The sequence below is a fragment of the Bradyrhizobium sp. BWC-3-1 genome (genome assembly GCF_032917965.1).
Taxonomy (GTDB): Bacteria; Pseudomonadota; Alphaproteobacteria; order Rhizobiales; family Xanthobacteraceae; genus Bradyrhizobium; species Bradyrhizobium canariense_D.
The window spans coordinates 5,867,072-5,889,242 of sequence record NZ_CP136625.1; the positions used below are offsets into that span (position 1 = coordinate 5,867,072).

At 64.6% G+C, this 22,171-nt stretch carries 19 protein-coding genes and 1 pseudogene; all 20 read left to right on the forward strand.

From position 1 onward, the window contains the following. Nucleotides 1-11: 11 nt before the first annotated feature. The 20 genes and pseudogenes from RX329_RS28535 (at nucleotide 12) to RX329_RS28630 (ending at nucleotide 22,145) form a co-directional block, all read left to right on the forward strand. Entirely contained in the window at nucleotides 12-857 is an 846-nt protein-coding gene (locus RX329_RS28535) for an ABC transporter permease (protein ID WP_317246450.1), read from the forward strand. A gap of 27 nt (nucleotides 858-884) precedes the next feature. Next, the gene (locus RX329_RS28540; protein WP_317244675.1) at nucleotides 885-1,835 is read left to right on the forward strand and encodes an ABC transporter ATP-binding protein; all 951 of its coding nucleotides are present in this window, start codon (nucleotides 885-887) and stop codon (nucleotides 1,833-1,835) included. A 29-nt stretch (nucleotides 1,836-1,864) separates the two neighbouring features. Further along, nucleotides 1,865-2,797, forward strand: a complete 933-nt coding sequence (locus RX329_RS28545) for an ABC transporter ATP-binding protein (protein WP_317244676.1) — start codon at nucleotides 1,865-1,867, stop codon at nucleotides 2,795-2,797. Nucleotides 2,798-3,136: 339 nt separating this feature from the next. Beyond that, on the forward strand, nucleotides 3,137-4,387 hold the full coding sequence (locus RX329_RS28550; RefSeq protein WP_026233649.1) for an ABC transporter substrate-binding protein: 1,251 nt from the start codon (nucleotides 3,137-3,139) through the stop codon (nucleotides 4,385-4,387). Nucleotides 4,388-4,517: 130 nt separating this feature from the next. Then, complete coding sequence (locus tag RX329_RS28555) at nucleotides 4,518-5,345, forward strand: AraC family transcriptional regulator (RefSeq protein ID WP_027569321.1); 828 nt, start codon at nucleotides 4,518-4,520, stop codon at nucleotides 5,343-5,345. Nucleotides 5,346-5,545: 200 nt separating this feature from the next. Beyond that, the gene (locus tag RX329_RS28560; RefSeq protein WP_085350842.1) at nucleotides 5,546-6,556 is read left to right on the forward strand and encodes a branched-chain amino acid ABC transporter permease; all 1,011 of its coding nucleotides are present in this window, start codon (nucleotides 5,546-5,548) and stop codon (nucleotides 6,554-6,556) included. A 1-nt stretch (nucleotide 6,557) separates the two neighbouring features. Further along, nucleotides 6,558-7,679 (forward strand): branched-chain amino acid ABC transporter permease, encoded by a 1,122-nt coding sequence (locus RX329_RS28565; RefSeq protein WP_317244679.1) that lies wholly within the window; start codon nucleotides 6,558-6,560, stop codon nucleotides 7,677-7,679. Then, nucleotides 7,672-8,454, forward strand: a complete 783-nt coding sequence (locus RX329_RS28570; protein WP_317244680.1) for an ABC transporter ATP-binding protein — start codon at nucleotides 7,672-7,674, stop codon at nucleotides 8,452-8,454. Before RX329_RS28565 ends, RX329_RS28570 begins: the two co-directional genes overlap by 8 nt. Further along, nucleotides 8,447-10,660, forward strand: a complete 2,214-nt coding sequence (locus RX329_RS28575; protein WP_317244681.1) for an ABC transporter permease — start codon at nucleotides 8,447-8,449, stop codon at nucleotides 10,658-10,660. The genes RX329_RS28570 and RX329_RS28575 overlap by 8 nt, the downstream gene beginning before the upstream one ends. Nucleotides 10,661-10,663: 3 nt before the next feature. Continuing rightward, nucleotides 10,664-11,497: a phosphoenolpyruvate hydrolase family protein gene (locus tag RX329_RS28580; protein WP_018458736.1), complete on the forward strand. Its 834-nt coding sequence runs from the start codon at nucleotides 10,664-10,666 to the stop codon at nucleotides 11,495-11,497. A gap of 25 nt (nucleotides 11,498-11,522) precedes the next feature. After that, on the forward strand, nucleotides 11,523-14,426 hold the full coding sequence (locus RX329_RS28585; RefSeq protein WP_317244683.1) for a flotillin family protein: 2,904 nt from the start codon (nucleotides 11,523-11,525) through the stop codon (nucleotides 14,424-14,426). Between the two features lie 9 nt (nucleotides 14,427-14,435). Continuing rightward, nucleotides 14,436-14,873: an SRPBCC family protein gene (locus RX329_RS28590; RefSeq protein WP_007593021.1), complete on the forward strand. Its 438-nt coding sequence runs from the start codon at nucleotides 14,436-14,438 to the stop codon at nucleotides 14,871-14,873. Between the two features lie 5 nt (nucleotides 14,874-14,878). After that, complete coding sequence (locus tag RX329_RS28595) at nucleotides 14,879-15,328, forward strand: SRPBCC family protein (RefSeq protein WP_247393712.1); 450 nt, start codon at nucleotides 14,879-14,881, stop codon at nucleotides 15,326-15,328. Further along, nucleotides 15,325-16,143, forward strand: a complete 819-nt coding sequence (locus tag RX329_RS28600; RefSeq protein ID WP_018458732.1) for an FAD binding domain-containing protein — start codon at nucleotides 15,325-15,327, stop codon at nucleotides 16,141-16,143. Before RX329_RS28595 ends, RX329_RS28600 begins: the two co-directional genes overlap by 4 nt. A 5-nt stretch (nucleotides 16,144-16,148) precedes the next feature. Then, nucleotides 16,149-16,625 carry a (2Fe-2S)-binding protein gene (locus RX329_RS28605; RefSeq protein WP_247455625.1) on the forward strand — a complete coding sequence of 159 codons (477 nt, stop codon included), beginning with the start codon at nucleotides 16,149-16,151 and terminating at the stop codon, nucleotides 16,623-16,625. 11 nt (nucleotides 16,626-16,636) lie between these two features. Continuing rightward, complete coding sequence (locus RX329_RS28610) at nucleotides 16,637-18,232, forward strand: xanthine dehydrogenase family protein molybdopterin-binding subunit (protein ID WP_317244687.1); 1,596 nt, start codon at nucleotides 16,637-16,639, stop codon at nucleotides 18,230-18,232. A 1-nt stretch (nucleotide 18,233) separates the two neighbouring features. Then, nucleotides 18,234-19,256: a xanthine dehydrogenase family protein molybdopterin-binding subunit gene (locus RX329_RS28615; RefSeq protein WP_085352430.1), complete on the forward strand. Its 1,023-nt coding sequence runs from the start codon at nucleotides 18,234-18,236 to the stop codon at nucleotides 19,254-19,256. Nucleotides 19,257-19,263: 7 nt separating this feature from the next. Beyond that, a complete protein-coding gene (locus RX329_RS28620) occupies nucleotides 19,264-20,145 on the forward strand; it encodes an AAA family ATPase (RefSeq protein ID WP_018458729.1) in 882 nt (293 codons plus the stop codon). Then, complete coding sequence (locus tag RX329_RS28625) at nucleotides 20,142-21,263, forward strand: vWA domain-containing protein (protein ID WP_018458728.1); 1,122 nt, start codon at nucleotides 20,142-20,144, stop codon at nucleotides 21,261-21,263. The genes RX329_RS28620 and RX329_RS28625 overlap by 4 nt, the downstream gene beginning before the upstream one ends. Beyond that, nucleotides 21,260-22,145: pseudogene (locus RX329_RS28630) on the forward strand (amidohydrolase family protein). The gene RX329_RS28625 and the pseudogene RX329_RS28630 overlap by 4 nt, the downstream one beginning before the upstream one ends. Nucleotides 22,146-22,171: the final 26 nt, after the last annotated feature.

The window sequence follows — 22,171 nt, forward strand, 5'->3', positions numbered from 1 at the left end:
GCAGCAACAGCGTGACATTGTGGCTCAAGCCGTTCATCGCCCGCCCGATCGCGCTGGCCGGGCTCGGCGTCCTTCTGGCGACTGTGCTCGCCGCGGTCTTCGCACCCTGGCTGTCGCCTTACGATCCGTATGCCATCGATCCCCTGATCCGCCTGACGCCCCCGAACATGCCCCACTGGTTCGGCACTGACCAATTCGGCCGGGATACCCTGTCGCGCACCATTCATTCAGCACGCATGGCACTTTTGATCGGCTCGGGCGTGGTCGTCTTCGCTCTCGCGACAGGCGTTCCGGCCGGCGTACTTTCCGCACTGTTCCCGCGGCTGGGTCACCTGCTGATGCGCATGGTCGACGTGCTGATGGCCTTCCCGACTCTGCTTCTCGCACTTGGCCTGATTGTCATCTTGAGCCCGAGTGTGGCCACCGTCATTCTGGCCATTGGGATCGGCTACATGACGACGACGACCCGCATCGTCTACGGACTGACGCTGCGCTTGCGCGCGGAAACCTATGTCGAGGCGTCCCGCAGCATGGGCGCCGGAGCGGCATGGCTCATCAGTCGGCACATCTTGCCGAACCTGGTCTCGCCACTTCTCGTGCAGGCCAGCTTCGTCTTCGCGTTCGCGCAGCTCGGCGCGGCTTCACTCGATTTCCTGGGCCTCGGCGCCCCTCCGGACATTCCGAGCTGGGGCAATATGCTGGCGGAGTCACGGACCTTCATCACCCGCGCGCCGTGGCTGCTCTTCTTCCCGGGCATGATGATCGTGGCGACGGCATTTTCTCTGAACCTGGTCGGCGATGCATTGCGCGATCGACTCGATCCGCGGTTCCGTCAATTCTTTGGTGAGAAGGGTTAGGCCGTGCTGACAGTTTGCGAGCTTACGGTGTCAGTGGGGCCGGAAACCGCGCCGGTCGACATCGTCGCGGGCGTGTCCTTCGGCTTGGCCAAGGGCGAAATCCTCGGCCTCGTCGGCGAGTCCGGCTGCGGAAAGAGCATGACCTCGCTTGCGGTCATGGGATTGCTGCCGCAGCCCGGTCCCCGAGTCCGGGCCGGGCGCGTCCTGTTGGAGGGCTGCGACGTAACGCAGCTGCAGCCCTGGCAACGTGTCGAAGCGGGCCACGGCCGCATGGCAATGATCTTTCAGGAGCCGATGACCTCACTGAACCCTGTTCGTCGGATCGGCGATCAGATCGCCGAAGCCGTACGCGTGCATGAGGGAATTTCGGGCGCAGCGGCGCTGGTCCGTGCGCGCGAACTGCTCGAACTGGTACGTATGCCCGACCCCAAAATGCAGCTCTCCGCGTATCCGCATCAGTTGTCCGGAGGCCAACGCCAGCGGGTCATGATCGCGATTGCGCTGGCCTGCAGGCCACAGGTGCTGGTCGCCGACGAACCGACCACTGCGCTGGATGTCACCATACAGGTTCAGATTCTCGGGCTCTTGCGCGAGCTCTGCAATCGGCTCGATATGGCGATATTGTTCATCACTCATGACATGGGAGTCATTGCGCAGCTCGCCGATCGTGTCGCTGTCATGTACGCCGGCCAGATCGTGGAAACCGCTTCAGTCGATGCGCTGTTCGGCGCACCCCGTCATCATTACACCCGCGGACTGATGGATTGCATGCCGTCGCGAAATTCCGGCGCGCGCCGGCTGCCGACCATTTCTGGTCAGCCGCCGCTGCCAGGTTCGGTCGCCGCTGGCTGCGTGTTTGCCTTGCGTTGCGCAGCGGTGCGCGATGAGTGCCGCGTGGCGACCCCGCCCCGCCTGGAGGCTTCCCAAGGGCACGAGGTGCTCTGCGCGTTTCCGCTGGCCGGCGGAGAGCTGCCATGAGCGGCAATGTAATCCTCGAGGTCCGGGACATGATGGTCTCGTTCAGTGCCAGGCGGGCCGGTCGGAAATACCGGGTGCAGGCGGTGGATGGTGTATCGCTGTCGCTGGCCGAAGGCGAGGTCCTCGGGATCGTGGGCGAGTCCGGCTGCGGCAAGACCACGCTGGGCCGAGCCCTCGTCGGCCTGGTCCAGCCCGACAGCGGCAACTTCAATTTGAAGGGAACCGAAATGATCGGAGCCCGCGGCTCCGGCCTCCGCGAGATGCGTCTGAGCGTCCGGATGGTTTTCCAGGACCCCAATGCATCGCTCAACCCGCGGCGCGCAATTGGAGATTCGGTGGCGGAGGCGGCCGACATCAGCGGCTTCTTCAAGAACCGCGCCGAGCGCAGCGCGGCCATAGCTGTCACCTTGACGGCCGTCGGGTTGAACCCGTCTTTCGCCGCTCGCTACCCCTACGAACTGAGTGGCGGGCAACGGCAACGGGTCGGAATCGCACGCGCCATTCTTCCCACGCCGTCCATCATCGTCGCCGACGAGCCGGTCTCGGCCCTCGACGTGTCCGTGCAGGCCCAAGTGCTCAATCTGATGATGGATCTGCGTGACCAATTGAGACTGTCGATGCTCTTCATCTCGCACGACCTTGGCGTGATCGGGCAGATCAGCAGCCGCGTTGCTGTCATGTATATGGGCCGCATCGTGGAGCAGGCCGGGACGCGGACGGTCCTGGATCATCCGCTCCATCCCTATACGCGCGCGTTGGTGGCGGCAATTCCGAAGCCCGATCCATCGAAACGGATCCAGGGCGCGATCGAAATGGGTGAACCGCCAAGCCTCTTCACGCGACCGCACGGCTGTGCATATGCGCCCCGCTGCCCTATGGCCAGCGATCGCTGTCTCGTCGATGTGCCACAACTTCGATCTGTCGGTGCGGACGGTCGGACGATCGCCTGCCACAACGTATAACCAGCGAGTGCCGCGCGCCGCGAAATGACGCAACGCCTACGATTGATTTCTCCTCTATTCGAGCGATCCAATTCAAGCGGCGGCAGTCCGCGGCCGCCATGCGGCTGGCGGGTGCAAATCGGGAAGCCTGACGCCTGTTGCACCGCGATGTTAATCGCGACGCAACATTCAAAATGAGACTGCCCGTTAAGCCGCGCACGGCTCCAGCACGTGCGCTGCATCGGAGTTCGGTTAGCCTCCGTTTCAAGAACCGTTAGCCTTGTCCGAACGCCGCACCGCGCGGCGGGCGCGTCAAGGCGCGGTGAAAAACAGTGACAAGAACGCCCAGGGAGGAGAGCAATGTTGAAAGGCAGTCTAGGACTGATCGCGTTGAGCAGCCTGTTACTTTCGGGCACCGCCTTCGCACAGGAGAAGATCAAGGTCGGCGTCACCGCGACGCTCGAAGGCACCTACACCGTACTCGGCGAGGACGGCATCCGCGGCTTCCAGACGGCCCTCAACGTCCTCGGCAAGAAGGTCGGCGACAAGGAACTCGAATTTGTCATCGCCTCGACCGACGCGACGCCGGACTCCGCCGTACGAGCCGTGCGCAAGCTGATCGAGCAGGACAAGGTACAGATCCTGCTGTCGCCGCTCTCTGGTGACGAAGGCATCGCGGTCAAAAATTTTGCAAAGACCCATCCCGAACTGACCTTCATCAACGCCGCCTCCGGGGCCCAGGAAACGACCTATGTCGATCCGGCTCCGAACTTTTTCCGCTACAACATGGACGGTGCGCAGTGGCAGGTGGGCCTCGGCAAATATGCTTATGACGAAAAGAAGTATCGCAAGATCGCGACCGTCGGCGAAGACTACTCCTTCATCTATACGCAGGTGTTCGGCCTCGTGCTCGAGTTCTGCGGTGCCGGCGGGCAGGTCACCAACCGGCAATGGGTGCCGCTCGGCACCAAGGACTTTGCCTCGGTCATCGCCGCACTGCCCGACGACGTCGACGCAATCTATCTCGGCCTCGGCGGCGCCGACGCCGTCAACTTCCTGAATCAGTACCAGCAGGCCGGCGGCAAGGCGCATCTGATGGGCGGCTCGATCATGATCGACCAGACCATCCTGTCGTCCAAGGGAAACGCCAAGAATGCCCTGATCGGCACGCTGGCCGCGAGCGGCCAGGCCGACACTTGGGAGAACCCAAGTTGGCAGAAGTTCGTGAAGGACTATCAGGACGCCTTCCCGCCCAACAAGCGCTTCCCGAGCCCATCGCTGCTCGCCACCAACTATTACGGCTCGACCATGGCGCTGATCCAGGCGCTCCGCCAGGTCAATGGCGATCTCTCCAACAATCAGGCCAAGTACAAGGAGGCCCTTGCCAAGATCGAGATCGACGCACCCAACGGCAAGATCAAGCTGGACTCCAACCGCCAGGCGATCGGCACCAACTTTGTCACCGAGGTCGTCGACGACGGCAAGGGCGCGCTGTTCTCGAAGGTCGTGAAGGTGATCCCGGACGTCAACCAAACGCTGGGCTACGATCCCGCGGTGTTCGCCAAAATCGGTTTGCCGAGCCGCACAGTACCGGAATGTAAGAAATACTGACCTAGTCTCATTCGCGAGCGATGACCGGCCGGGGAGAGATTTGCCAGAAGCGCGACACGTGCGCCCTTGCATTCTCTCCTCGGTTGTTGAACGCTACCAAAAAATACCAAGAGCTTTTGGGAGGAGAGGCATGAGCCGGGCGCTCGCCGTCTTCCACGGCCGCTTTGGTCGGGCGACGGTCTATCAGTTGAACCGCCCTTTCAACATCCACGCACATCGCGAAGGTCATTTGATCTTCCATGTCGGCGGGCGTTCCGCATGCATCGATGTCAGTGACGGACGTTACGAGCTCACCGAAGGTTCCGTCGTCGCGGTCAATCCGTGGGAGCCGCATAATTTCCTGCCGTCCGATCTCGAAGGCGGCGCCGTTTTCTTCGTGCTCTACGTCAATGCGGAGTGGTTTGCGCCCGACGCGCCCGGCGCCGACCGCCTGCGCTTCGGCCGCACCCAGTTCACGCGGTCCGTTGCGCTGGACAAGCACATCAGGCACGCAGCCGCCCTCGTGTGCGGCGCTCCCTCGCTCAACAGCCTCGATGGCGAGCTGAGAAGCCTGATCGACATCTGTTATGACGAAAGCTGGCAACAGGCGGCGACCGCGCGCGATCCGCGCGCAAACGGTTCCGTCACGGATTTTCGCGTGCGCAAGTGCATCAAGATGATGTCGGAGAGTCCTGGCGCCGAGATCGAGCTCGATACCATCGCGCGCGAATCTGGCCTTTCCCGGCCGCATTTCTACCGGCTCTTCCGCACCCAGACCGGCGTCACGCCACACCTCTATCTCAACACGCTGATGATGGAGCAGGCGCTGGAGGCGCTAGTGGCGAGCGAAGCGCCGATCGCCGATATCGGCTTCGATCTCGGCTTCTCGTCGCAGAGCGGATTCACCCGCTTCTTCGCTGCCAATGTCGGCATGGCGCCGACCGATTATCGCCGCGCGGCCAAGGTTTTGCGCGCCTGAGGTCACGCGAAAAGATACTCACGATCAAGCGCCTCCGTTACAGCCGCATTAGGATGCGACAAACGCGATCCCGAAACGAGGATCGCGCGCGATAGGGAGCGCACGTTCATGGCAGGGCTTGCGGCCGGCGACGGTCTGCGTGCCCCTCCGCCCCGCTTGCGGGGTGAGAGATGGGGTGACGCGAAGACGGAGCGGCGATCATGACCCGCTTTGTCGAACGCCATCCCGCCTGGGCACTGATTGTCATCATCGCAATCGCGGTAGCACTCTGGCTGATTTTCGCAGTGTGGCCGCAGAGCGTCGAAGATGCGTTCGGCCGCAAGCGGGTCTTCCTCAACGCGCTCTTCAACGGCATCACGCTCGGCGGTCTCTATTTCCTCGTCGCCAGCGGCTTTACGCTGATCTTCGGCTTAATGCGTAACGTCAACCTCGCGCACGGCTCGCTCTATTTGTTCGGCGGCTATGTCGGCTACGCCATCAGCGTCGCGACCGGTTCATGGGTCCTCAGCTTCATCGTCGCTTTCATCCTGACGGCACTGGTCGGCGTCCTGCTCCAGGTCCTCGTCTTCCGCCGCATGGAAGGCCAGGACCTGCGCCAGACCATGGTGACGATCGGACTCTCGATCGTGTTCGCCGATTTGATGCTGTGGGCATGCGGTGGCGATTTCTATCAGATCCAGACCCCGAACTGGCTGATCGGACCTGTGGAGCTGCCGCTGGTCACTGCGGTCAAGTCCTCAGGTGAGCCGGTCTATCTCCGCTATCCCCTGGTCCGACTCGTGATCTTCGTCGCCTCCGTCGTGATCGGCGTGGCGATGTGGCTGGCGCTCAACCGCACGCGCATCGGCATGATCATCCGGGCCGGGGTCGACGATCGCGACATCCTGGCTGCGACCGGAGTACGGATCCAACTCGTTTTCGTGGTGGTGTTTGCGCTCGGCGCCGGCCTCGCTGGCGTTGCGGGCGTTGTCGGCGGAACGTTCCAGTCGCTCTCACCCGGCGAGGATATCCGCTTCCTGCTCGCCTCCCTCGTCGTTGTGATCGTCGGTGGCATGGGCTCGATCCCAGGGGCTGCGCTGGGCGCGCTCATCATCGGCCTCGCCGAGCAGCTCGGCTCGGTCTACATCCCGACCTACGCCATCGTCGTGACCTTCCTGATCATGGTTTTGGTGCTGGCAATTCGGCCGCAGGGCCTGTTGGCGAGGCGCTGACATGTCCCTCGCCCACGACGCCCGCGTCCCGGTTCGTCCCGCCACTGCGGTGCAGCGCTCCAGATTGCGCGGATGGCCGGAGATCGACAATCCGGCGGCCTGGACTGTCGCGGCCATTCTCCTAATCATGCCGCTGATCGCCAGCGGCTTCTTCCTGATCGAGATCTTTGCGACCACGCTGATCCTCGGAACCATGGCGCTGAGTCTGATGTTTCTTGCCGGCTATGCCGGCATGGTCAGCCTGATGCAGCTCACCATCGCGGGTTTCTCCGCCTATATGGTCGCGGTGTTTGGCGTCAGCGGCAACGCCAATATCAGCCTGGGCTGGCCGTGGTGGCTTGCCGTCCCGATGGCGCTCGCGCTCGCGACCATCTTCGGCACGCTCGGCGGCGCGCTGGCGGTGCGCACCGAGGGCATCTACACCATCATGATCACGCTCGCGATCGGCGCAGCGTTCTATTATTTCACCAACCAGAACTGGGCGATTTTCAACGGTCATACCGGCATCAATACCGTTGCCACACCGCATTTCTGGGGCGTCAACTGGCGCGCCGACATTCCCTTCTATTATATCGTCCTTGCGGTAGCCGCGCTGTGCTACTTCGCGGTCGACTACATCTCCCGCGCGCCGTTCGGCCTCGCGCTGCAAGGTGTCCGCGACAATCCCCGCCGCATGGCGGCGCTCGGCTTCAACGTCAATGCGCATCGCGTCGCGGCCTACGCTTTCGCGTCCTTCGTCGCGGCGCTGGCAGGGGTGCTCCAGGTCTGGAATTACCGGCAGATTTCGCCGGGTTCCGTGAGCGTTGCAGCCTGCATCGATATCCTCATCATCGCAGTCGTCGGTGGCATCACGCGCCCCGTCGGCCCCTTTATCGGCGCGCTGATCTTCGTGTTGCTGCGCACCTTCGCACTCGACTTCCTGGTCAAGCTGGGGCTCGACGGCAACCGCTTTCGGCTCCTGATCGGTCTCGGCTTCCTCGCCATCGTGTTCTGGTCTTCGGACGGCGTCATCGGGCTCTGGCAGAGCTGGCGGCGTCGCCAACGCTCCGGGGCGGCAAGTTCGAGCGGACGACGAGACCGAGAATCCGGCCGAGGATCCAGCCAAGGATCCAGCCATGGATAGCGTCGCGCAACGCCTCTCTGTCGTGGGCGCCGGCGCCGCGCTGGAGCTGCGCGGCGTGACACGTCTGTTCGGCGCGCTCGCGGCACTCACCGACATCACCATTACCGTCCGCCCCGGCGAACGGCGCGCCGTGCTTGGCTCCAACGGCGCCGGCAAGACTACGCTGTTCAATTGCATCACTGGCGATTTCCCGCCTTCTTCCGGCACCATCCGCTTCTTCGGCGAGGACGTCACGCACTTCCCGCCTTATGAGCGCATCCGCCGTGGCTTGCGCCGGACTTACCAGATCTCCGCGCTGTTTCCCGGCCTCACCGTCCAGGACAATGTCTACCTCGCCTGCCGTGGCGTCTCACGGGGGCGCTTCTCGTTTCTTCGCCCCGGTCAGAACGATGTGTTGATGCACGCGGCCGAAAATCTCGTACACGCCGTCCATCTCTCAGGCGTGAAGGATCAGCGCGTTGCCGAGCTCGCGCATGGTCAGCAGCGCCAGCTCGAGATCGCACTTGCGCTTGCCGGAGCGCCGCGATTCGTCCTGTTCGATGAACCGGCCGCGGGACTATCACCGACCGAGCGTGCCGAGCTGATCGAGATATTGACCTCCCTGCCCGCGCATATCGGCTACATCATCATCGAGCACGACATGGACGTGGCCCTGCGCGTCGTCGAGAGCGTCACGATGATGCACAACGGGCGGATCTTCAAGGAAGGCCGTCCGCAGGAGATCGAGTCCGATCCTGAAGTGCAGGAGCTATACCTCGGAGGTGGCCATGAATGAGGTCCGCCGTACCGCCCCCGCGCTCGAAGTTCGCGGCCTGGACGTCTATTATGGCCATTCGCATGCGCTGCAAGGCGTGGACCTGACGCTTGATGCCGGCGTGTTCTCTGTCGTCGGCCGCAACGGCATGGGCAAGACCACGTTATGCAAGGCCATCATGGGGCTGGTGCCGGTCAGCGGCGGCACGATCCGCATTCGCGGCGATGACATTACCCGGCAGCCGCCCGCCCACATAGCCCGACTGGGCGTCGGCTACGTTCCGCAGGGACGGCGGCTTTGGCGTTCACTTAGCGTCGACGAGCATCTGCAGCTTGCCGCGGGCTTGCGCCGCGGCGCCTGGACGGTCGAGCGCATCTACAAGACGTTTCCGCGGTTGGCCGAGCGGAAGGATCACGGCGGCGGCCAGCTCTCCGGCGGCGAGCAACAGATGCTTGCGATCTCCCGCGCGTTGCTCACCAATCCGCGGCTCCTGATCATGGACGAGCCCACGGAGGGGCTCGCGCCCGTCATCGTGGCCCAGGTCGAGGAGATGCTGCTACGACTTGGCGAGGATGGCGACATGTCCGTGCTCGTGATCGAGCAGAATATCGGCGTGGCGACCGCCGTGTCGCGCAACGTCGCGATCATGGTCAACGGCCGCGTCAACCGCATCATCGATTCGGTGCGGCTTGCCGCCGATCGCGAGCTGCAGCAGCGCCTGCTCGGTGTCGGAATGCACGCCGGACTCGAGCTCGACCTCGACGTGCCGCCGGTGGATACGGAAGCGAAGCCTTCTCCGCCGCAGACGCGGCCAGGCGGCGCGATCCGCATCTACATGTCCAATCCGACGCCGCCGACACGCTGGTCGCAACCCGTGCCGATCGCCCGCATCGAGGCTGCGGCCCGCATGTTCTCGACACAGGTGATGCGACTCGACGAGACGGCACGGCGACGGCGCGAACCGGTCGCCGCACAAACGCAGGGCCCTCCGGTCGTCCTCGTCGTCGGTACGCTGGACACCAAGGGCACGGAGCTCCGCTTCATCCGCGACATCATCGCCGGGACCGGCCTGCGAACCCGATTGGTCGATGTCTCCACCAGCGGCAAGCACGCGGCCAGCGACGTCTCCGCCCAGGAGATTGCCTTGAACCATGGTCGCGGCGGATCGGCGGTATTCGGACCCGACCGCGGCGCCGCCGTCGCCGCGATGGCCGAGGCCTTCGCCAGCTGGTTGCGACGCCAGAACAATGTTGCCGGCGTGATTTCTGCCGGTGGCTCGGGCGCAGCGTCGCTGGTCGCGCCCGGTATGCGGATGCTTCCTGTCGGGGTGCCGAAGCTCATCGTCTCGTCCGTCGCCTCTGGCGACGTCGGGCCCTATGTCGGCCCCGCGGACATCACCATGATGCATTCGGTTACCGACGTTCAGGGCCTCAACTCGATCTCGCGCGCCGTGCTGGCCAACGGCGCCAACGCGCTGGCCGGCATGGTCAAGGCGCGCCTTGATCAGCATTCGCGGAAGGATCGCGGCGACAGCGGATTGCCGTCGGTCGGCATCACCATGTTTGGTGTCACCACGCCGGCGGGGCAGAAGATCGCGGCCGACTTGCGCGAGGATTTCGAGTGCCTGGTCTTCCACGCCACCGGCGTCGGAGGACGCTCAATGGAGAAGCTCGTCGATTCCGGACAGCTCGCAGGCGTCATCGACCTCTCGACCACGGAGGTCGGCGATCTCCTGATGGGCGGCGTGTTCCCGGCCATCGACGACCGCTTTGGCGCCATCATCCGCAGCCGGGTGCCTTATGTCGGCTCGGTGGGCGCTCTGGACATGGTGAATTTCGGCGCCCCCGAGACCATCCCGGAGCGCTACCGCGGCAGGAAATTCCACGTCCACAACCCGCAGGTCACGCTGATGCGCACCACTGCAGAGGAGAACGAGCGCATGGGGCACTGGATCGCCGACCGGCTCAACCGGATGGACGGCCCGGTGCGCTTCTTCCTGCCTGAGGGCGGTGTCTCCGCGCTCGACGCGCGAGGACAGCCATTCTGGGATCCGGACGCCGATGCGGCGCTGTTCCGCACGCTGGAGCGCAACGTGCGGCAGACCGCCAACCGTCAGCTCATCCGCATTCCCAAGAATATCAATGACCCCGAGTTCGCCTCCACCATCGTCAGCGCGTTCCGAACATTGTTCGGCCGCATTGGGGCGCGCCGGAGACTAGCGAGGTGACCGATGGCCCGGTTTGAACGCGCTGCACTGTTGAATCGCTTCCGCGAGATGGCAAGGCGCGGCGAGCCCATCGTCGGCGGCGGCGCCGGCACCGGCCTGTCGGCCAAGTGCGAGGAGGCCGGCGGTGTCGACCTCATCGTCGTCTACAATTCCGGCCGCTACCGCATGGCCGGCCGAGGCTCGCTCGCGGGATTGATGGCTTACGGCGACGCCAACGCCATCGTGCTGGAGATGGCCGGCGAAGTGCTGCCCGTGGTGACCAGGACGCCAGTGCTCGCCGGCGTCAATGGCACGGATCCGTTCCGCGACATGGATCTTTTCCTGGACCAATTGAAAGCGCTCGGATTCGCTGGCGTACAAAACTTTCCGACCGTCGGCCTTATCGACGGCGTGTTCCGCGCCAATCTCGAAGAGACCGGTATGTCCTATGCCCTCGAGATCGACATGATCGCAAAGGCGCGCGAGAAGGACCTGCTGACGACGCCCTACGTCTTTAGCGAGAAGGAAGCTGCCGCGATGGCGATCGCAGGCGCGGATATCATCGTCTGTCATCTGGGCCTGACGACCGGGGGCAGCATCGGCGCGCAGACCGCACTCAAGCTGACCGATTGCCCAGCGCACATCGACACCTGGGCCTCCGCCGCGCTCGGCGTCAATCCGGACATTCTGGTGCTCGCTCACGGCGGACCAATCTCCGATCCGGACGATGCCGATTTCATCATGAGGAACACACGCAACTGCCACGGCTTCTACGGCGCCTCCTCAATGGAACGGCTGCCGGTCGAGCGGGCGCTGACGGATCAGGTTCGCAAATTCAAGGCGATCGGCGCGCGATAACGCCGAAAGGTCGAGGGAGAGAAACATGTCAGGGACTCTGGTCGGTGAATTGATCCTCTGGCTGATCGTTGCCGTCGTGGTGATCGTGGTCGGCGTCTACATCGTGAACTGGCTCTATCACCGCTCGTCCAAGGAGACCTCATTCGTCCGGACCGGCCTGCTCGGCGAGCGCGTTGTGATCAACGGCGGCGCCTTCGTGCTGCCGTTCATCCACGACTACACGCCCGTCAACATGAACGTGCAGCCGATGGGCATCGTGCGCTCCCGCCAGGACGCCGTGATCACCCGTGACCGCATGCGCGTCGACATCGAGGCCGATTTCTATGTCCGCGTGCAGGCGACCCGCGAAGCCGTTTCTATCGCGGCCGCCACACTCGGCCGCCGCACCATGGAGCCCGAACAGCTCCACGCCCTCCTCGCCGGCAAATTCATCTCGGCCATTCGTTCCGTTGCCTCGGAGATGACCCTCGAGCAGATGCACGAGCAGCGCGGTGAGTACGTCGCCCGCCTCAAGGCGAACGCCGCAGAGGCCCTCGCCCAGAACGGGCTCGAGCTGGAATCAGTCGCGATCACTGATCTCGACCAGACCGATCTCGAATTCTTCAACCCCTCGAACCGCTTCGACGCCGAAGGTCTGACCCGCCTGATGGAGGACATCGAGGCCAAGCGCAAACTGCGCAACGACATCGAGCAGGATTCGATGATCAAGATCCGCTCCCGCAACCTGGAGGCCGAGCGGCAGGCTCTGGAGATCGAGCGCGAAAGCGAGACGGCGCGCCTCGAACAGGAGCGTGACATCGAGATGCGCCGCGCCCTGCAACGCACCGAGGTCGCACGCGAACGGGCCCTGCGCGAGACCGAAGCTGAGCAGGCGCAGATTTCCGCCCGTGAAACCATCGAGAAGGCGCGAATCGCCAACGACCAGGCGATCGCCGAAGCCCGTATCGCCTCGGAGCGTGAGACCCGCCAGCGGGAGATCGAGCGCACCCGCACCATCGAGGAGAAGGAACTGCTCGCACGGGAGGAAATCGAGAAGGCCCGGATCGCCAACCAGCGCTCGATCGATACCAGCCGCATCGCTTCCGAGCGCGAGGTGCGCCAGCGCGAAATCGAGCGGATGCAGACCGTCGAGGAAGCCGAGATCACCGCCCGCGAGGCGATCGAGAAAGCGCGTATCCAGCAGGACCGCGTCGTGACCGACGCCCGCATCGCCAACGAAGAGGAGACCCGGCGCCGCGAGATCGACCGGACCCGCGCTGTGGAAGAAGCCGAGATCGCTGCCCGCGAGACGACCGAAAAGGCCCGCATCGCCCAGACCATGATTGTCAATGTCGAGCGCATCGCATCCGATGAGCGCACCCGTGCGCTGGAGATCCAGCAGGTGCGTAACATCCAGGAAGCCGAGATTGAGGCGCAGCGCGCGGTCGAGGCGGCGCGAATCGACCGGGAGCACAGGCTCGCCGTCGAGCGCATCGCGGTCGAGCAGAATACCCGGCAGTTGGAAATCGAGCGAAATCAGACGCTGGAAGTCGCAGAGGTCGCGGCGCGCGAAGCCACCGAAGCTGCCCGCATCACCCAGCAAGAGCGCGTGCGGTCGCTGGAAATCGCCCGCAACCGCGCCGTCGAGGAAGCCGACATTGCCTCGCGGGAAGCCATCGAAGCCGCCCGGATCGCGCAGGAGAAGTCCGTTGCAGCCGAGCGTATCCAGGCCGAGCGTGACACACGCGCGCTCGAGATCGAGCGCTCAGCCGTGCTCGAGGCGGCCGAGTTGAAGCGCCGCGACGCCATCGAGCGCCAGCGCATCGGCGTCGATCTCGCGCTCGAGGCCGAGCGGATCACGTCCTCCAAGAAGCGCGAAGTCCTCAATATCGAGCACAAGAAGGCGATCGAGATCGCGGATGAGGACCGCGTCATCGCGCTCTCGACCAAGAAGTCCGAGCGCATCGACGCCGACCGCCAGGTCAGGCAGGCCGAGATTGTCGCCCGCAAGGAGGTCGAGACCACCGACGTCTCGCGCGAGCATGCGCTGGAGGCGGCGCGAATCGAGCGCCGCCGTTCGATCGAACAGCTCGAAGTCGCTCGCGTCCAGTCGCTCCAGGAAGCCGAGATTGTCGCGCGGGAAGAGGTTGAGCGCTCCCGCATCGCCTCCGATCGCGGCCTCGACGAGGCCCGCATCGGCCGCGAGCGCGAGTTGCGCAAGCTCGAAATCAATCGCGAGAAGGAGGTCGAGACCGTCTTGATGGAAAAGGCGATTGCTATCCACCTCAAGTCGCTGGAGGAATCCGCGGCCAAGGCCTCGGCTGAGGAAGCGCGGGTGCATGCCACTGAAGCCACCGAGCGCGTCATAACCGCGCGCGAGAGCGAGATCGCGAAGCGTCGCAAGACCGTGGAGATCCTGATCGCCGAGAAGCAGGCCGAAGAGACGCGAATTGCCGCGGAAGCCGAACGGATCCGCGCTGCAGTCGAGGCCGAGGCGCAGCGTATGCTCAACGAGGCCGAGAACGTGCTGACCGACCAGGCGCGCTACTCGCTATTCCGTAGAAAGCTGCTCGACCGCATCGAGGGCATCGTCCGTGAGAGCGTCAAGCCGATGGAGAAGATCGAGGGCATCCGCATCCTGCAAGTCGATGGTCTCAACGGCAACGGCCATGGCGGCAATGGCGGCCGTAGCGCCACCGACGAGGTGATCGACTCGGCGCTGCGCTACCGCGTCCAGGCGCCGCTGATCGACTCGCTCCTGGCGGACATCGGCGTCGAAGGCGGCAGCCTCGCCAAGATGCCAGGCCTGATCCGGGAAGCTCGCGACATGCAGGGCATCAAGGACTCCGCGCGCAAGAGCGGCGGCGGTGGCGAGAAGCCAGCCGCTGCACCCTCGCCTTCGGCCGACGGCGAGCCGCCCGCCGAGCGCAGCCCCCGGAAGAAGAGTTGAGGTCGCACCATGGCCCGCGTCTACGTCTCAACCGTCGTCAACGCACGCAACGATCGCGTCTGGGCGCGGGTACGCGACTTCAACGGTCTGCCGAACTGGCATCCCGCGATTGCGGAAAGCCGCATCGAGGGCGGCGAGCCCTCCGACAAGATCGGCTGCGTCAGGGATTTTCGCCTGCGCAACGGCGATCGAATCCGGGAAAAGCTGCTCGGCCTGTCGGATTACGACATGTTCTGCACCTACTCGATCCTCGAATCCCCGATGGGGGTCGAGGACTACGTCGCGACGCTTCGGCTGACGCCGGTCACGGATGGCGACCAGACCTTCATGGAATGGACCGCGGAGTTCGACTGCGCACCCGAGCGGGAGGCGGAGCTCGTCGCGAATATCGGCGGCGGCGTGTTCCAGGGCGGCTTCGATGCCCTCAAACGCCAGTTCGGAGGCTGAGCGCCGTGCCCCACATCGTCAAGAGCACGATCCTGGATGCGCCGACCGGCTCCGTGTGGGGCGTGCTGCGCGATTTCAACGGGCACGATCGCTGGCATCCGGCGGTCGCGACCTCCACGATCGAGCGCGCGCAGGCTTCGGACAAGATCGGCTGTGTCAGGCGCTTCAAGCTGCAGGACGGCTCGGAGCTGCGCGAGCAATTGCTGACGCTGTCGGATCTGGAGCAGGCCTTCAGCTATTGCCTGCTCGATACGCCTGTCCCGATGTTCAACTATGTGGCCCACGTCCGCCTGCTGCCCGTGACCGACGGCGACCGCACCTTCTGGCACTGGGAATCCCGCTTTTCGACACGGCCGGAGGACAAGGACCGGATCACCCACATGGTCGCGGAAGATATCTACCAGGCGGGATTCGAAGCGATCCGCCGGTACCTCAAGGAGGCTGTGTCAACATGACTGTGACGGTGAAGACCTTCACGAGCTCGAGCGAGGCCGCCGCCGCGCTGTCGTCCGATCGCACCGCGCGCTATCTCGGTGGCGGCACGCTGGTGATGCGCGCGCTGAACGAAGGCGATATCTCGCTCTCGACCATCGTGCGCGCCAATGACCAAGCCTTGACGCGCATCGACCCATCTGGTCCGCGGATCACCCTGGGTGCTGGCGTAACTTTCGCCCGGATTCTGGGCGAGCGCGACCTCGCTTTCCTGCACGCCCCTGCCCGCTCGATTGGCGGCCCGGCGGTGCGCAACATGGGTACCGTGGGCGGCAATCTGTTTGCGCCCAATCCCTACGGCGATTTCACCGTCGCCCTGCTTGCGCTCGATGCCACGGTCGCCCTGCAAGGCGGCTTTGGATCGCGCGACATTCCAATTGAGGAGTTCTTGCAGTCGCGTGAAAGGCAGGCGGGCGCGCTCGTGCTGTCGGTGTCGTGCACGCGACCGACCAGCGCGGAGGCTTTTCGCTACCGCAAGATCGCACGGATCAAGCCCAAGGGCGGCTCGGTCATCACGCTCGCCGCACATCTGCCCATCAGTGGCGGGCGGGTCGCCGGGGCACGAATCGCATTGGGATCGATGGCCCCGACGCAAATACGTGCGCGGGCGGCCGAACGCGCTCTGGAAGGTCGCTCGCTCGATGCCGCGACCGTTGCGGCTGCAGCCTCCGCAGCGGCGGAAGGAACATCGCCCTCCGACAACGCGCTCGGCAGCGCCTGGTACCGTCGCGAGATCGTCGGCGTCCATCTGCGTCGTCTTCTCTTGGGTCAGGAATAGATCGTATGGCCAAGACTGCCCTGCAGTTTCGTCACAATGGCGGCGATGTCGCCATATTTGTCGATGGCGGCACCAACCTGCTCGTCGCGCTTCGCGAATTGATCGGCGACATGACGCCGAAATTCGGCTGCGGCCAGGGGGGCTGCGGCACGTGTAGCGTCCTGATCGACGGCGAGCTCCATCTCTCCTGTCTGACGCTGGCCGAGACCGTCGCCGGCCGCTCTGTCGAGACGCTGGATAGCCTGAAGCAGGGACCGAACCTCCATCCGCTGCAGCGCGCCTTCGCCGAGAATTTTGCTGCCCAGTGCGGCTATTGCACGCCGGGCATGCTGATGGCTGCCAAGGCGCTGCTCGACCGCAATCCCTCCCCGAGCCGCGCCGAGATCGTGGAGGCGATCTCCGGCAACATCTGCCGCTGCACCGGCTACGAGCCGATCATCAACGCCATCCTCGCCGCCTCCGGCGGCAGGGTGAGCGCCTGAAGGACCAGATCATGCTGGAACTACGCAAGGACATCTTCGCCGACGAGCGCGACGATAATCTCAACGAGATCGGCAAGGGCACACAGCGCCAGGACATGCTTGGCCATGTCACGGGCACCTCGAGCTATTTCAACGACCACAAGCTCCAGGGCATGCTGCACCTGAAAGTCGTTCGCTCGACCCATTCGCATGCAAGGATCCGGCGGATCGATACCGCGGACGCCGAGCGCTCAGCCGGCGTGCGCCGGATCATCCGCGGCTCCGACGTGCCCCGCAACCTCAACACACTTTTGAGCCTGATCAATTTCGGCATGGACGACGAACCATCGCTGGCCGTCGACAAGGTCCGCTACAAGGGTGAGCCGATCCTGGCCATCGTCGCCGACAGCGAGCGCGAGGCGTTCGAGGCGATCGCAAAGGTGCGGATCGACTATGAGCCGTTGCCAACCGTGTTCGACGTGGAAGATGCGCTGAAGGCCGGCGCGCCCGTCGTCAACGATACCTATCCGAAGAATGCCTTCATTTATCACGACACATACGACCACCAAAAGCTCCGCTTCGGCGATGCCGATGCCGCACTCGCGACCGCCGATCACGTGCTTGAACAACGCTACCAGATGTCACCAATCGAGCACGCGCCGACCGAAACCAATGGGTCGATCGCGGCGCCCGACACCAACGGGCGCTATGTCGTCTATACGTCGACGCAGGCGCTGTTCTTCTCGGTCGACACCTGCGCCAAGATCCTCGACGTCCCTTCCAACACCTTCCATTTCATTGGCGGCACCGTCGGCGGCGGCTTTGGCGGCAAGGTCGACACGCTGACCGAACCGTTATGCATCCTGGGTGCGATGCTGACGGGACGTCCCGTGCGCTACGTGTTCGGACGCGAAGAAGAGATGCAATACGGCCCGCCGCGCGGCGCCGAGCGCATCTACATCAAGGACGGCGTGATGCGCGATGGCCGCGTCGTCGCGAGAAAGATCCGCGCATATTTCGACAGCGGCGCATATACGCGGCTCTCCAGTTATGCAGCGGTGAAATGCGCAGCCCATCTGCCAGGACCCTACACCATCCCGAACGTCTATGGCGACGTCTACTGCGTCTTCACCAACCGTACGCCTGCAACCGCGATGCGCGGCTTCGGCGTCACCGCCATGGACTTTGCGATCGAATGCCAGATGGACAAGCTCGCGAACCTCGTCGGCATGGACCCGATGGAGTTCCGCATCCTCAATGCCTATCGCGACGGCGACATGAAGGCGCATCGGCGCGAGGCCAAGAACACGGCGCTGATCGAGTGCGTCCAGGTCGCGGCCGAGAAAGCCAAATGGCCGATCCGCGACGAGTTCAAGCGCGCCTCCTCCCGCAAAGACGGAGGCGGCAGCCGCGCTGCCATCCCGCGGACGCCTGCCGACATCCACGTACGGACGACCGCGCCGGCGCAGCAGCGCACGAGCTATGATCGCCTGCCAACGGCCGCGTCGCGCGAACCCCCGCGCGAGCCCCCACCGCCCGCGCCGCCACCGCCATCGCCACCGCGACCAACATCGCCCTCGCATGGGGCGGGCCGATTCTCATCCGTGTTCGGCACCAGGAGGCGTTGAGATGACGCGACATCGCGGACGCGGCATCGCGTCGGTCAACTATCCCATCGGCATGAACCTCGGCGGCGATCCCAGCCAAGCCCTGGTTCATTCCAATCCAAGCGGCAAGTTCACCGTAGCGCTGTCCTCGATCGACCTCGGCCAAGGCATGAAGTCGGTCACGCGGCAGATTTGCGCAGAGACGCTCGGCGTACCCGTCGAGGACGTCTATGTCGATACCGCCGATTCCGATACTGGCCCGCATTGCATGGGCTCGTTCGCCTCGCGCGGCACCCATCGCGTCGGCAATGCAGTGATGGCGGCGGCGCGCGAGGCGCGCGGCGTGATGATGGAGGCGGCCGCAGAAGAACTCGAGGTCAACGCCGCCGATCTCGAAACCGACGGACGTGGCAACATCCACGTCAAGGGCGCGCCGCACCGCTCGATCTCCACCAAGGACGTCGCCATCGCCGCGCAGTTCAAGCAGGGCAAGACCATCGCCGGCCGCGGCATCTTCCTGGTTCCTCTGTCCAATGTCGATCCGGAAACCGGCGAGATGTCGCCGGCGACCTGTTACGCCCATGCCTGTCTCGTCGCCGAGGTCGAGGTTGACGACGAGACCGGCGAGGTCACGATGATCCGCATGGATTCTGCCTATGAGCTCGGCCGTGCGCTCAACCCGCGCCTGGTCGAGCAACAGCTCGTCGGCGGCGCCTGGATGGGCGTCAGTCACGCGCTCTACGAGACGCCAGAACCCTATTATCCCGACCCGGTCCACGGCCCTCGCGACTTCGTCGAATATGTCATGCCCGGTCCTGGCGATATCTGCCCGCACGACATCGCCGTATTGGAACGCCCCGCTCCCGATGGCCCCTTCGGCGCCAAGGGGCCCGGCGAAATGTGCGCGAATCCCGTATTGCCGGCCGTTGCGAACGCCATCTTCAACGCCGTCGGCGTGCGCATCGACGATCTGCCGATTACGCCGGAGAAGGTGCTGCGCGCGATCAAGGCCGAGGGCGGCGCGCGCCCTCAGGCGCGGCGCTGAGGTCTCGATGGCCGTCCGCAGCAACATCGTCGGCATCGACAGCCCAGAGGCACTGGAGAAAGCGCTTCGGGCAGCCTATTACCTTGCCGACGAGGGGCTGGCGACCGCAGCCTATCTCGGGCTGGCACTCGGCAAGCCATTGCTGCTCGAGGGCGCGCCGGGCGTCGGCAAGACCGAGGCCGCCAAAGCCATTGCCGCGGTCCTCGGCCGCCGCCTGATCCGCCTGCAATGCTACGAAGGCATCGACGCATCTGCCGCACTCTACGAATGGAACTATCCGCGCCAGATGCTCGCAATCCGCCAGGCCGGCGATGAGAGCGTCGACATCTACGGCGAAACGTTTTTAATCGAGCGACCGATGCTGGCGACGCTGCGCGCACCTGACTCAACTGTGCTGCTGATCGACGAAATCGACCGCGCCGACCAAGAATTCGAAGCCTTCCTGCTCGAGTTCCTGTCCGACTTCCAGATCTCGATTCCGGAGCGCGGTACGGTTCGCGCCTCTGAGCGCCCGGTTGTCGTCCTGACCTCGAACCGCACGCGGGATCTTCATGAAGCGTTGCGGAGGCGATGCGTCTATCACTGGATCGACTATCCCTCCGCCGAGCGCGAAGCGCGCATCGTGATGATGCGGGCCTCCAGCGTCGCCGAGGGGACCGCGCGGGCCGTCGTCGCCGCCGTCGAGAAGCTGCGACGCGAACCACTCAGCAAGGCGCCCGGGATCGCCGAGGCCGTCGACTGGGCCGAGGCCGCCACGCTGCTGCACAAGGGCGGCGCACGGTGGCCTGATGCCTTCAGGCGCTCGATCGGCGTTGCCTTGAAAGACGAGGAGGATCTGCACTTCATTTCGCCGCGCCTCGATGCCCTGCTGGCGGAGGCCTCTGCATGAGCGCCGAACCCGAACTGCCGCGCGCTGCGCGTGTATTCATCTCGTTCGTCGGCTTGTTGCGAACGAACGGATTTGCCGTCGCACCGGAACAGACGACGTCGTTCCTTGCCGCAATCCAGTTGCTCGGTCCCCGCAGCCTGGAGGACATTCGGCAGGCAGCCCTCGCAACACTGGCTCCTCCACCGGAGCGTCGCGCAACGTTCGACCGGCTGTTCGATCTGCACTTTCGCGGAAACGAGGCAATCGAGCGCGTCGATGACGGTGAGGACGACGAGACTGTTCGGCTGCAAGAGGAGGCCCGTGGAAACGACGAGCCGCTGTTGTCGGACGAGGCCAACGAGTCCGGTCTCGCAGCTGCGCGCGCCGAAACCCTGGTCGAGCGCCGCTTTGCGCAGCTCTCGACCACCGATGCGCTGCGCCGGCTGTCCCGCGAGGCGCCGAGGCGCCTGCCGAAGCGGCGCGGCCATCGCCGCATGCGGGCTCGCAGCGGACCCTACGCCGATTTGCGCCGCACCCTGCGCGACTCCGTTCGCAGCGATGGCGAAATTCTCCGGCTGGGGCGTTTGAAGCGGCGGCAGCGCCCACGCAAGATGTTGCTTCTGATTGACGTCTCCGGCTCGATGAAGACCCGCACCGAAGAGAATATGAAGTTCGCGCACACGTTGGTGCAGGCGGCGCCCAGCGTCGAGGTCTTCACCTTCGGCACGCGGCTGACCCGCATCACCCGCCCGTTGCGACTCAAACGCCGAGAGCAGGCGCTCAGGGCGGCGGCCCATGCGGTCAGCGACTGGGACGGCGGCACCCGAATCGGCGATGCGCTTCAGGCGTTTCTCGCCGTGCCCCGCTTCGGTGGATACGCGCGGGGCGCTGCCGTGATCATCGTTTCCGACGGCCTGGAACGGGGCGAACCCGATGCGCTGCGCGATGCGGTCGCGAAACTATCGCGCCGTGCGTGGCGCGTGAGCTGGCTGACACCGCTCGCGGCTGGTCCCGACTTTCGCCCGCAGACCGAAGCGCTGGTCGCGATCGAACGCTTCGTCGACGACCTCGTCGATGGTGGCTCGAGCGCGTCGATCGTCGCGCATGTGCTGGCGCTGGGACAAAGGAGAGTTGCGTGACCGACGTCGTCGATGGGCACCATCATATCTGGCGCCAGACCGACCTGCCCTGGCTGGTGGGTCCGATGCAGCCGCGCATCTTCGGTCCGTACGAGCCGATCCGGCGCGATTACCCGATCGAGGAATATCTCGGCGACATCGAGGGCAGCGGCGTTACCCGCTCGGTCTATGTCCAGACCAACTGGGCCAATGACCGCTTTCGAGGACGAGGCCGCTTGGGTGCAGCAGACCGCCGAGGAGCACGGCTGGCCGCATGCCATCGTAGCTTACGCCGACTTTTCGGTGGACGACGTGCGTCCACAGCTCGACCGCCTGAAGCGTTATGCCCTCGTACGCGGCGTTCGCATGCAACTGCATTGGCACGAGAACCCGCTTTATCGCTTTGCCGCGCGGCCGGACCTTTGCACCGATCCCGTGATCCAGCGCAATATCGCCCGCCTTGCGGATTATGGCTGGAGCTTTGAGCTTCAGGTGTTCACGCCACAGATGCCTGACGCTGCGCGCCTTGCGGAATCCTGCCCTAAGGTGACCTTTATCCTCCAGCACGCCGGCATGCTGGAGGACCTTTCACCGGCAGGCCGCGCCGCGTGGCGCGCCGGGATGGCCCGCCTCGCCGCATGCCCGAACGTCGTGTCGAAACTATCGGGGCTCGGAACCTTCATCCACCGCAACGACCCCGCGCATATCGCATCCGTCCTGACCGATACGATTGCGATCTTCGGCGCCGAACGCTGCCTGTTCGGCTCGAATTTTCCGATCGAGAAATTGTGGACCAGCTATCGCGCGTTGATCGATGCATTCCGTGCCGCCGCGGCGCCGCTACGCGATGATCAGCGCGAAGCCATTTTCAAGACCACCGCTATGCGCGTCTATCGGCTCTGAGCGCCGAGGAAACAACGAGAACGGAC

Coding starts and splice junctions, on each gene's coding strand:
- RX329_RS28545 (WP_317244676.1), top strand. CDS start 1,865: ATGATGGTCTCGTTCAGTGCCAGGCGGGCCGGTCGGAAATACCGGGTG.
- RX329_RS28550 (WP_026233649.1), top strand. CDS start 3,137: ATGTTGAAAGGCAGTCTAGGACTGATCGCGTTGAGCAGCCTGTTACTT.
- RX329_RS28555 (WP_027569321.1), top strand. CDS start 4,518: ATGAGCCGGGCGCTCGCCGTCTTCCACGGCCGCTTTGGTCGGGCGACG.
- RX329_RS28560 (WP_085350842.1), top strand. CDS start 5,546: ATGACCCGCTTTGTCGAACGCCATCCCGCCTGGGCACTGATTGTCATC.
- RX329_RS28565 (WP_317244679.1), top strand. CDS start 6,558: ATGTCCCTCGCCCACGACGCCCGCGTCCCGGTTCGTCCCGCCACTGCG.
- RX329_RS28570 (WP_317244680.1), top strand. CDS start 7,672: ATGGATAGCGTCGCGCAACGCCTCTCTGTCGTGGGCGCCGGCGCCGCG.
- RX329_RS28575 (WP_317244681.1), top strand. CDS start 8,447: ATGAATGAGGTCCGCCGTACCGCCCCCGCGCTCGAAGTTCGCGGCCTG.
- RX329_RS28580 (WP_018458736.1), top strand. CDS start 10,664: ATGGCCCGGTTTGAACGCGCTGCACTGTTGAATCGCTTCCGCGAGATG.
- RX329_RS28585 (WP_317244683.1), top strand. CDS start 11,523: ATGTCAGGGACTCTGGTCGGTGAATTGATCCTCTGGCTGATCGTTGCC.
- RX329_RS28590 (WP_007593021.1), top strand. CDS start 14,436: ATGGCCCGCGTCTACGTCTCAACCGTCGTCAACGCACGCAACGATCGC.
- RX329_RS28600 (WP_018458732.1), top strand. CDS start 15,325: ATGACTGTGACGGTGAAGACCTTCACGAGCTCGAGCGAGGCCGCCGCC.
- RX329_RS28605 (WP_247455625.1), top strand. CDS start 16,149: ATGGCCAAGACTGCCCTGCAGTTTCGTCACAATGGCGGCGATGTCGCC.
- RX329_RS28610 (WP_317244687.1), top strand. CDS start 16,637: ATGCTGGAACTACGCAAGGACATCTTCGCCGACGAGCGCGACGATAAT.
- RX329_RS28615 (WP_085352430.1), top strand. CDS start 18,234: ATGACGCGACATCGCGGACGCGGCATCGCGTCGGTCAACTATCCCATC.
- RX329_RS28620 (WP_018458729.1), top strand. CDS start 19,264: ATGGCCGTCCGCAGCAACATCGTCGGCATCGACAGCCCAGAGGCACTG.
- RX329_RS28625 (WP_018458728.1), top strand. CDS start 20,142: ATGAGCGCCGAACCCGAACTGCCGCGCGCTGCGCGTGTATTCATCTCG.